The sequence below is a fragment of the Stenotrophomonas sp. 22DLJC03 genome (assembly GCF_056861405.1).
This window is the reverse complement of record NZ_JBSPUG010000005.1, coordinates 168200-178320: the sequence shown is the minus strand read 5'-3', so window position 1 is coordinate 178320 and position 10121 is coordinate 168200. Positions and strand designations below refer to the sequence as shown.

The 10121-nt window shown below is 66.1% G+C and carries 7 protein-coding genes; 1 reads left to right on the top strand and 6 read right to left on the bottom strand.

The annotated features are described in order from the left end of the window. Nucleotides 1-84: 84 nt before the first annotated feature. The 6 genes from guaA to AC13GA_RS17285 form a co-directional block, all read right to left on the bottom strand. Entirely contained in the window at nucleotides 85-1650 is a 1566-nt protein-coding gene (gene guaA / locus AC13GA_RS17310) for a glutamine-hydrolyzing GMP synthase (RefSeq protein WP_482998610.1), read from the bottom strand. A gap of 111 nt (nucleotides 1651-1761) precedes the next feature. After that, nucleotides 1762-3219 (bottom strand): IMP dehydrogenase, encoded by a 1458-nt coding sequence (gene guaB, locus AC13GA_RS17305; protein WP_032976170.1) that lies wholly within the window; start codon nucleotides 3217-3219, stop codon nucleotides 1762-1764. Nucleotides 3220-3649: 430 nt separating this feature from the next. Next, complete coding sequence (gene folD, locus AC13GA_RS17300; protein WP_014036908.1) at nucleotides 3650-4528, bottom strand: bifunctional methylenetetrahydrofolate dehydrogenase/methenyltetrahydrofolate cyclohydrolase FolD; 879 nt, start codon at nucleotides 4526-4528, stop codon at nucleotides 3650-3652. Between the two features lie 177 nt (nucleotides 4529-4705). Then, nucleotides 4706-6538 (bottom strand): monovalent cation:proton antiporter-2 (CPA2) family protein, encoded by a 1833-nt coding sequence (locus AC13GA_RS17295; RefSeq protein WP_482998609.1) that lies wholly within the window; start codon nucleotides 6536-6538, stop codon nucleotides 4706-4708. Between the two features lie 277 nt (nucleotides 6539-6815). Then, nucleotides 6816-7952, bottom strand: a complete 1137-nt coding sequence (gene moeB, locus AC13GA_RS17290) for a molybdopterin-synthase adenylyltransferase MoeB (protein ID WP_482998608.1) — start codon at nucleotides 7950-7952, stop codon at nucleotides 6816-6818. A gap of 92 nt (nucleotides 7953-8044) precedes the next feature. After that, nucleotides 8045-8965 carry a LysR family transcriptional regulator gene (locus AC13GA_RS17285; RefSeq protein ID WP_429000991.1) on the bottom strand — a complete coding sequence of 307 codons (921 nt, stop codon included), beginning with the start codon at nucleotides 8963-8965 and terminating at the stop codon, nucleotides 8045-8047. A 119-nt stretch (nucleotides 8966-9084) separates the two neighbouring features. Here AC13GA_RS17285 and AC13GA_RS17280 point away from each other — a divergent pair, with 119 nt between their 5' ends. After that, nucleotides 9085-10119, top strand: a complete 1035-nt coding sequence (locus AC13GA_RS17280; RefSeq protein WP_482998607.1) for an alcohol dehydrogenase catalytic domain-containing protein — start codon at nucleotides 9085-9087, stop codon at nucleotides 10117-10119. Nucleotides 10120-10121: the final 2 nt, after the last annotated feature.

Genomic DNA, 10121 nt, shown 5'->3' with positions numbered 1-10121 from the left:
ATCAACGCTCTGCATAGCGGGAGATCAATCTAGCGACATCACCCCAAACAAAAGGGCGCCTCTCGGCGCCCTAGTTCTCTCAACTCACTCCCACTCAATAGTAGCCGGCGGCTTCCCCGAGATGTCATAAACAACCCGCGACACCCCCCGCAACTCATTGATGATCCGGTTACTCACCGTTCCCAGGAACTCATACGGCAGATGCGCCCAATGCGCCGTCATGAAGTCGATCGTCTCCACGGCCCGCAGCGCAATCACCCACTCATACGCCCGCGCATCACCCACCACGCCCACCGACTTCACCGGCAGGAACACGGCAAACGCCTGGCTGGTCTTGTCGTACAGGTCGGCCTTGCGCAGCTCATCAATGAAGATGGCATCAGCCTTGGCCAGCAGTTCGGCGTATTCGCGCTTCACTTCGCCCAGGATACGCACGCCCAGGCCCGGGCCCGGGAACGGATGGCGATACACCATGCTGCGCGGCAGGCCCAGCTCAACACCCAGGCGGCGCACTTCGTCCTTGAACAGCTCGCGCAGCGGCTCCACCAGGCCCAGCTTCATGTGCTCCGGCAGGCCGCCCACGTTGTGGTGGCTCTTGATCACATGCGCCTTGCCGGTCTTGCTGCCGGCCGACTCGATCACGTCCGGGTAGATGGTGCCCTGCGCCAGCCACTTGGCGTTCTTCAGCTTGTTCGACTCTTCGTCGAAGATCTCAACGAACAGGTTGCCGATGATCTTGCGCTTGGCTTCCGGGTCGCTCACGCCTTCCAGCTTGGCGAAGTAGCGGTCGGCGGCATTCACGCGGATCACCTTGACGCCCATGTGCTCGGCGAACATCGCCATCACCTGGTCGCCTTCCTGCCAGCGCAGCAGGCCGGTGTCGACGAACACGCAGGTGAGCTTGTCGCCGATCGCCTTGTGCAGCAGCGCAGCAACGACCGACGAATCGACGCCGCCGGACAGGCCCAGGATCACTTCGTCATCGCCCACCTGTTCGCGCACGCGGGCGATCTGGTCGTCGATGATGTTGGCGGCGGTCCACAGGGTCTGGCAGCCGCACACGTCCACTACGAAGCGGCGCAGCAGCGCCTGGCCCTGCAGGGTGTGGGTCACTTCCGGGTGGAACTGCACGCCGTACCAACGCTTTTCTTCGTTGGCCATGGCGGCCACCGGAATGCGGTCGGTGGTGGCGGTGATGGTGAAGCCCGGCGGTGCAACGGAGACGTGGTCGCCGTGGCTCATCCAGACATTCAACTTCGGCTCGCCACCGTGGTCGCTCAGGCCCTTGAACAGCGCATCCGGGTTGATGACGTTCACTTCGGCGTGGCCGAACTCGCGCTGGTCCGCCGCTTCGGTGGCACCGCCCAGCTGCGCGGCCAGGGTCTGCATGCCGTAGCAGATGCCGAAGATCGGCAGGCCGCTGTCGAACACTTCCTGCGGCGCGGCGGGCGCGCCCGGCAGCGTGGTCGATTCCGGGCCACCGGACAGGATGATGCCCTTGGCGCCGAACGCCGCGATCTCGGCCGGGTTGTGGTCCCACGCCCAGATTTCGCAGTAGACGCCCAGCTCGCGGATGCGGCGGGCAATCAGCTGCGTGTACTGCGCGCCGAAATCGAGGATGAGGATCTTGTCGTTATGGATGTTGGTCATGGCGCCCCGGCAATGCAGTAGGGAAAACGAAAATCTGAAAGAGAAAATGCAGCGGCAGATAGAGAAAGAGGAACGGGAAGTGCTTCCCCGTTCCTCTTTGCTCGTCCCGCATCAGGAGCGGTAGTTCGGCGGCTCTTTGGTGATCGTCACGTCGTGGACGTGGCTCTCGCGCTGGCCAGCGCCGCTGATCTTCACGAACTTGGGCTTGCTGCGCATGTCCTCGACGGTGGCGCAGCCCACGTAGCCCATGGTGGCGCGCAGGCCGCCCATCAGCTGGTGGATGATGCCGCCCACCGGGCCGCGGTACGGCACGCGGCCTTCAATGCCTTCGGGCACCAGCTTGTCGGCGGTGGCGGCGTCCTGGAAGTAGCGGTCCTTGGACCCCTTCTCCATCGCGGCCAGCGAGCCCATGCCGCGGTAGCTCTTGTACGAACGGCCCTGGAACAGCTCGGTTTCGCCCGGCGATTCCTCGGTACCGGCCAGCAGGCCACCGATCATGATGGTGGACGCACCGGCGGCCAGCGCCTTGCCGATGTCGCCGGAGTAGCGGATGCCACCGTCGGCGATCAGCGGGATACGGTCCTGCAGCGCTTCGGCCACCAGGTCGATCGCGGTGATCTGCGGCACGCCCACGCCGGCCACCACGCGGGTGGTGCAGATCGAGCCCGGGCCGATGCCGACCTTCACTGCGTCCGCGCCGCTGTCCAGCAGCGCCAGCGCGGCTTCACCGGTGCAGATGTTGCCGCCGATGACCTGCACGTTCGGGAAGTTCTTCTTGACCCAGCTGACGCGGTCCAGCACGCCCTGCGAATGGCCGTGCGCGGTATCGACCACGATCACGTCCACGCCGGCAGCCACCAGCGCTTCCACGCGGCGGTCGGTATCGCCGCCCACGCCGACGGCCGCGCCGACCAGCAGGCGGGTGGCGATGTCCTTGGCAGCATTCGGGAAGTCGGTGTTCTTCTGGATGTCCTTGACGGTGATCAGGCCACGCAGGGCGAAATCATCGTTGACCACCAGCACCTTTTCGATGCGGTTGCGGTGCAGCAGCTGCAGCACTTCATCAGACGCGGCGCCTTCCTTGACCGTGATCAGGCGATCCTTCTTGGTCATGATGTGGCGGACCGGATCGTCCAGCTCGGTCTCGAAGCGCATGTCGCGATGGGTCACGATGCCGGCCAGCAGGCCGTCGCTGCCCACCACCGGCACGCCGGAGATGTTGTGCGCCTGGGTCAGGGCCAGCACGTCGCGGATGGTGGTTTCCGGGCCGACGGTGATCGGGTCGCGGATGACACCGGCCTCGAACTTCTTGACCTTGGCCACTTCCGCGGCCTGCTGCTCCACGCTCAGGTTCTTGTGGATGATGCCCATGCCACCCAGCTGTGCCATGGCGATGGCCAGGCGTGCTTCGGTGACGGTATCCATGGCGGCGGACAGGATCGGAAGCTTGAGCTTCAGGTCGCGAGTCAACCGCGTTTCGAGGTTGACGTCCTTGGGCAGGATGGTCGAATGAGCGGGGACGAGCGAGACGTCGTCGTAAGTGAGTGCTTCAGCCTGGATGCGCAGCATCGGCATACCCGAGATGTGGGGAAGCGCGACATTTTACCCTGTTTTCGCGCCGTGTGGCAGGGGGTAGATGCGACGCAGTGTCGCGCGGGCGGTGATTGGTTCAGGGGGCCGGCTACTGCTTTGGTGGGTGCCAACCTTGGTTGGCACGATCCGTCCGGCACCTGGCCCCCAGATGGGGCAAAGGCCTCTCCCTGTTTGTGCCAACCAAGGTTGGCACCCACCAAGAGCGGATCATGCTGGGCATCCAAGCCATCCCGCAATTTGCCTTTGGTAGGCGCCAACCTTGGTTGGCACGATCCGTCCGGCACCGGTGCCCCAGATGGGCCATGGCCCCGATGGATGTGTGCCAACCAAGGTTGGCACCTACCAGGAGCGGGTCATCGGCCTGCCGGCATTGTGCCGACCAACGGTCGGCACCCACCCCAAAAGGTCAGCTCAGCGCTTCCGCCGCTTCCAGGGTGTTCTGCATCAACGTGGCCACGGTCATCGGGCCTACGCCACCCGGCACCGGGGTGATCCAGCTCGCCCGCTGCGCTGCGGCCTCGAACCCGACGTCGCCCACCAGGCGGCCGTCATCCAACCGATTGATACCGACGTCGATCACCACCGCGCCCGGCTTCACCCACTCGCCCGGCACGATGCCCGGGCGGCCCACCGCCACCACCAGGATGTCGGCGTTGCGCACGGCCTGTTCCAGCACGTCCTTGGGGGTGAACTTGTGGCAGCTGGTCACGGTGCAGCCGGCAATCAGCAGTTCAAGGCCCATCGGGCGACCGACATGGTTGCTCACGCCCACGATGGTGGCGTTGCGGCCGCGCACCGGCTGGTCGGTGTGGCCCAGCAGCGTGGTGATGCCGCGCGGGGTGCACGGGCGCAGTCCGAACTCGCGCAGGGCCAGGTGGCCGACGTTTTCCGGGTGGAAGCCGTCCACGTCCTTGCGCGGGTCGATGCGCTGGATCAGGCGGCGCGCGTCGGGGATGCCCGGCAGCGGCAGCTGGATCAGGATGCCGTTGATCTTCGGATCGGCGTTGAGCTGGTCGATCAGGTCGAGCAGCTCGGCTTCGGTGGTACCGGCCGGCAGATCGTAGTCATGCGCCTCGATGCCGACCTTCTCGGCGGCACGGCGCTTGTTGCGCACGTACACGGTCGAGGCCGGGTCGCCACCGACCAGCACCACGGCCAGGCCCGGGCGGCTGCCACCGGCGGCCACGCGGGCGTCGACGCGCACCTTCAGGCTGTCGAGCAGGTCCTCGGCGATGCGGCGGCCATCAAGGATGCGGGCAGGAAGCTGGGGGGCGGAATCGGTCATCGGGAGCGGGCGTGGGGCGGCGGGGACGCTATTGTCCCCGATTCAGGCCCCCTCGCCCACCGCGGAATGGGGTCCTGATGGGGTCGGATCCCTTTGCCACAGGCAAAGGGCTCTGACCCCAACATGGCAAAACGGGTCAGAGCCCTTTCCTTTGGAAAGGGATCCGACCCGCAGACCTTATTCTTCCTCTTCCGGCACATCCTGCGGGTTCAGCGTCTTGCTCTCCCGCTTCGGTGCGGTGAACGGGGTCGGTGTCGGCACGCCCTGTGGCGTGTTGCCGTACATCATCCGCGCTCCATCAGTCAGCCCGGCACCGGCAATCTCCAGCTCGAATCGTTCGGCATCGCGGCGGCGAATCTCGGTCGCGATCTCGATCGCATCGTCTTCGTCAGCGCCCAGCTCGACCAGTGCAGACTGGCCGAACAGCACTGCCGATTCAAAGGTCTCGCGGATCTGGAAATCGACACCGGCATGGATCAGCCGAAGCGAGTGCTCGCGGTCGAACGAACGCACCATCAGCTTGGCCTGCGGGAACTCGTGCGCCACCAGTTCAACGATACGGTCGGCGGCCTCAGCCTTGTCCACGCACACCGCAATCGCGCGTGCGGTGGCAGCGCCGGAGGCATGCAGCACATCCAACCGCGTGCCATCGCCGTAGTAAATCTTGAAGCCGAAGCGCGCCGCGCTCTGGATCATCTCCACATCGTTGTCGATGATGGTCACGTCCACGTCGCGCGCCAGCAGCGACTGGCTGGCGACCTGGCCGAAGCGGCCGAAGCCGATCAGCAGCACGCTGCCGGACAGGCCGTCGGCCTCATCCACGCCGTCCATGTTCACCGTCGGCTTCGGTGCGATGCGCTTGTAGACCAGCACCACCAGCGGGGTCAGCGCCATCGACAGCACCACCACGGCGGTGAAGTTGGCATTGATCTCCAGATCGATCACGCCGGCCGATGCGGCGGCGGAGAACAGCACGAAGGCGAACTCGCCGCCCTGCGCCATCAGCACGCCGCGATCCAGCGCCTGCGCGTGGTCGCTGCCCATGATGCGCGCCACCACGTAGATGCACAGCGCTTTGGCTGCCATCAGCGCCAGCACCAGGCCGAGGATGAGCTGCCAGTGCGCGGCCACCACGCTCAGGTCCAGCGCCATGCCCACGCTGAGGAAGAACAGGCCGAGCAGGATGCCGCGGAACGGCTCGATGTCCGCTTCAATCTGGTGACGGAAGGTCGACTCGCTCAGCAGCACGCCGGCGAGGAACGCGCCCATCGCCATCGACAGGCCGGACAGCTGCATCAGCAGCGCCGCACCCAGCACCACCAGCAGCGCGGCGGCGGTCATCACCTCGCGCGCCTTCGATTCGGCCAGCACGCGGAACAGCGGGTTGAGCAGGAAGCGGCCGACCAGCACCAGGCCGACGATGGCGCCGACGCCGATCGCCACCGACAACCAGCGCGAGCCTTCGCCATCGGCGCTGCCCGCGCTCGGGCCCATCCAGGCCACCAGCGCCAGCAACGGCACGATCAGCAGGTCTTCGAACAGCAGAATGGAGACGATCTTCTGCCCCGACGGCAGCGCGATGTCGCCGCGCTCGGCCAGCAGCTGCATCACCACCGCGGTGGAGGTGAGCACGAAACCGGTCGCGCCGATGAAGGCGATCTGCCACGGCAGCCCGAACAGCTTGGCGATGCTGGTCAGCACCAGCGCGCAGGTGACGATCTGCAGCGTGCCCAGCCCGAAGATTTCCTTGCGCAGGCTCCACAGGTGCGAGGGCCGCATCTCCAGGCCGATCACGAACAGGAACATCACCACGCCTAGCTCGGCGGTATGCAGGATCGCCTGCGGGTCGGAGAACCAGCCCAGCCCGAACGGTCCGATCGCCAGGCCAGCGGCGAAGTAGCCCAGCACCGAGCCCAGGCCGGCCCGGCGGAACAAAGGCACCATCACCACCGCCGCGCCCAACAGGGCCACGACCTTGACCAGCTCGCTGGTCGCTGCTTCTACCGCCATGCGGTGTTTTCCCCAAGATCCAGAATCGGGTTCAACAATAGAGCAATGCCGATGACGGCAATAGCACGCATGTTGCGTCGGATTGTCTTGGAGGTGGAACGATGCCGGGGACAGACCCCAACATCATCCCGAAACCTTGCATGCGCGTCGGTGGGGGCCAACCATGCATGCGCATCGGCGGGCGCCAACCATGCACCCGCTTCGGTAGGTGCCAACCTTGGTTGGCACGAAAGCGCCGACCAAGGTCGGCATCTACCAACGCACTCCCCGGACGGGTTCACCCACCCCGACAGAACGCGGCGTAATCGATATACCCCGGGAACGGCACGCCCGGTGCGCACACCGGGCAGTGCGGGTCCGGCCGGATGCCGGTCTCGCGGAAGCGCATGCCCAGCGCATCGAAGCGCAGCAGCCGGCCGACCAGCGGTTCGCCGATGCCGAGCAGCAGCTTCAGCACCTCGGTGGCCTGCAGCACACCGGCCAGGCCGGGCAGCACCCCCAGCACACCGGCCTCGGAACAGTTCGGCGCGAACTCCGGCGGCGGTGGCTCGGGGAACAGGCAGCGGTAGCACGGTGCCGCACCGCGCTGGCGGCCAGCATCGAACACGCTTACCTGGCCGTCGAAGCGCTCGATGGCCGCATAGACCATCGGCTTGGCGTGCTTGATGCAGGCGTCGTTGAGCAGGTAGCGCAGCGGGAAGTTGTCCGAGCCGTCCAGCACCACATCCACGCCGTCCAGCAGCGCATCCACATTCTCGGAAGTGACCCGCTCGGGCACTGCCTCGACCTCGATGGACGGGTTCAACGCCAGCAGCCGCTCACGCGCCGAATCAACCTTCAGCTGGCCGACGCTGGCCTCGGTATGCACGATCTGCCGGTGCAGGTTGCTGCGCTCCACGCGGTCGTGGTCAGCGAAGCGCAGATGCCCTACCCCGGCCGCAGCCAGGTAGAACCCAGCCGGGGCGCCCAGGCCGCCGGCACCCAGCACCAGCACGCGCGACTTCTGCAACCGGCGCTGGCCGGCCTCGCCCACCTGCGGCAGCAGCAGGTGGCGCGAGTAGCGGTCGTAAAAATCGCGGTCGGCGGCACTGGTCAGCGGCTGCACCAAGGGCAGCGATTGCTCGCGCCAGGCCACGGTGCCGCCGGAGACGGACGCGACGTGGGCGTAGCCGGCCTCCAGCAGGAACTGCGCGGCATCGGCCGAGCGCTTGCCGCTCTGGCAGATCAACAGGATTTCCTGGTCGTGCTTTGGCAGATGCGCGGCCGGGTCGGCCTGCAGCTCGCCCTTGGCCACGCCGCGCGCGCCCTCGGCCATCCCGCCGGCCCGTTCATGCGTCTCGCGCACATCGATCAGCACGGCGCCGTGGGCCAGGCGCTCGCGCGCCTGCGCGGGGGAAAGCTCTTGGATGCTCATGCGGCCATTGTAGTGCCGAGGCCCACCCGGTAGCGCCGGGTCATGCCCGGCGAGCACAGCGGCGTGCGGACGTACCCGATCATGGAAGCAGTCTATCGCTGCGCGCTGCCCTCAGCACTCTGCCCCTGAAGCATCCGGATCAGCGCTTTCAGCCCGGGCGGCACGTGCCGATGGCCCGGGTAGTACAGCGAAAGGCCGGGAAACTCGGGACACCAGTCCTCAAGCAACCGCAGCAGGCGGCCATCGGCCAATGGCTCCAGTGCCAGGTGCTCGGGAACGAACGCAATACCGATGCCGTCAACGGCGGCGTCGACCATCAACGGCTGGTCCGTCAGCGTGATCGGCCCGGAGACGTTCACCCGCTCGGTGGTGCCTTGATGCTCGAACTCCCAGCGGTAGATCGCCCCACTTTCGAAGCGGAAACGAATGCAGTCGTGCTGATGGAGATCCAGCGGCCGCAGTGGTCGGCCACGCGCCTGCAGGTACGCTGGCGAGGCAACCGCCGCGAACCGCATGGGCGCGGTCACTGCAATCGCGACCATGTCCTGGGGCACGGCTTCGGTCAGGCGGATACCTGCATCGAACCCATCCGAAACGATATCGCCCAACCTGCCGTCACTGACGATGTCCAGGTGGACCTGCGGGTACTGGCGCAGGAACCGCGCGAGCACGGGCTTCAGCACGAGCCGTATGGCGCCTTCACTGGCGTTGATGCGGACCGTGCCACGCGGCGTGCCGACCTCAGTATCCACCGACTGCAGGGCCTCTTCGATCGAGGCCATGGCCGGACGCAGTTTTTCTGCCAGTCGCTCCCCGGCGTCGGTCAGCGAGACGCTGCGCGTGGTGCGATTGAACAGGCGCGCACCCAGCCGCTGCTCGAGCGCCTTGATCGCATGACTGATCGCCGAGGGCGTGATGTTCAACTCGGCCGCCGCGCTGCGGAAGCTCCGATGCGCTGCAACCGCCAGGAACGCCGTGAAGGCGGCCAGATCACCTCCGCTGGATTGTTGAATGCGATTCACCATATCGTGAAATATTGGAGAGATTGTCTTGATAGTAAACCGATTCTACGCTCCGGGTTGTCCGCGGGCACACGCCCTCGGCGCTCACCCACCGGGACAGGATCAAGACGATGAAAACGATGAAAGCGGTTGTGATGACCGGGCCGAATGCGCCGTGGCAGGTACAGGACGTGCCGATGCCCGTGATCGAACCGGGCCAGGTACTGGTCAAGGTCCACGCATCGGGCATGTGCTACACGGACGTGTGGGCAACCCAGGGCTATGGCGGCGACATCTACCCGCAGACACCGGGGCATGAAGTGGTCGGCGAGGTCGTGGAAGTGGGCGCGGGCGTGCACACTCGGCGGGTGGGCGATCGCGTGGGCACCTCATGGGTCCAATCCGCGTGCGGCCGATGCCCCTATTGCCGCGAGAGCCGCCCCTTGTCCGGGCAGACCGCGATGAATTGCGATGCGCCCCGCACCACTGGCTTCGCCGCGCAGGGTGGACATGCACAGTACATCGCCATCTCTGCCGAAGGCACGGTACTGCTGCCTGACGGCCTGTCCTACGTGGACGCAGCGCCGATGATGTGTGCCGGCTACACCACCTGGAGCGGGCTGCGTGATGCGGCGCCCCAGCCACGGGAGAAGATCGCGGTACTTGGCATCGGCGGGCTGGGCCACGTCGCCCTGCAGCTGTCCAAGGCCTGTGGCTTCGAGACCATCGCCATCACCCATTCTGCAGACAAGCATGCGCTCGCCCTGCAGCTGGGCGCCGACCAGGTCGTGGCCAATGGCAAGGAGTTGAAGGCCATCGGCGGCGCCGATGTGCTGCTGGTGACTACCAATGAATTCAGCTCGGCCGAAGAAGCGATGACTGGCCTGCGTGTCGACGGGCGCGTTGTGCTGTGCGGCCTGGACTTCAGCCAGCCCTTCTCGATCTCGTCCGAAGGCGTGCCGTTCCACATGATGCGCCAGCGCGTGATCGGTGCCACCCATGGTGGCCAGCACTACCTCAGTGAAGTGCTGCAGCTTGCCGCCGCCGGCAAGGTGAAGCCGATGGTCGAGACCTTTGATCTGGACCGGGCGTCCGAGGCGTATGACCGCCTGTCGTCAGGAAGGATGAGGTTCCGTGGCGTGCTGTTGCCGTGGGGCCACGCCTGAGA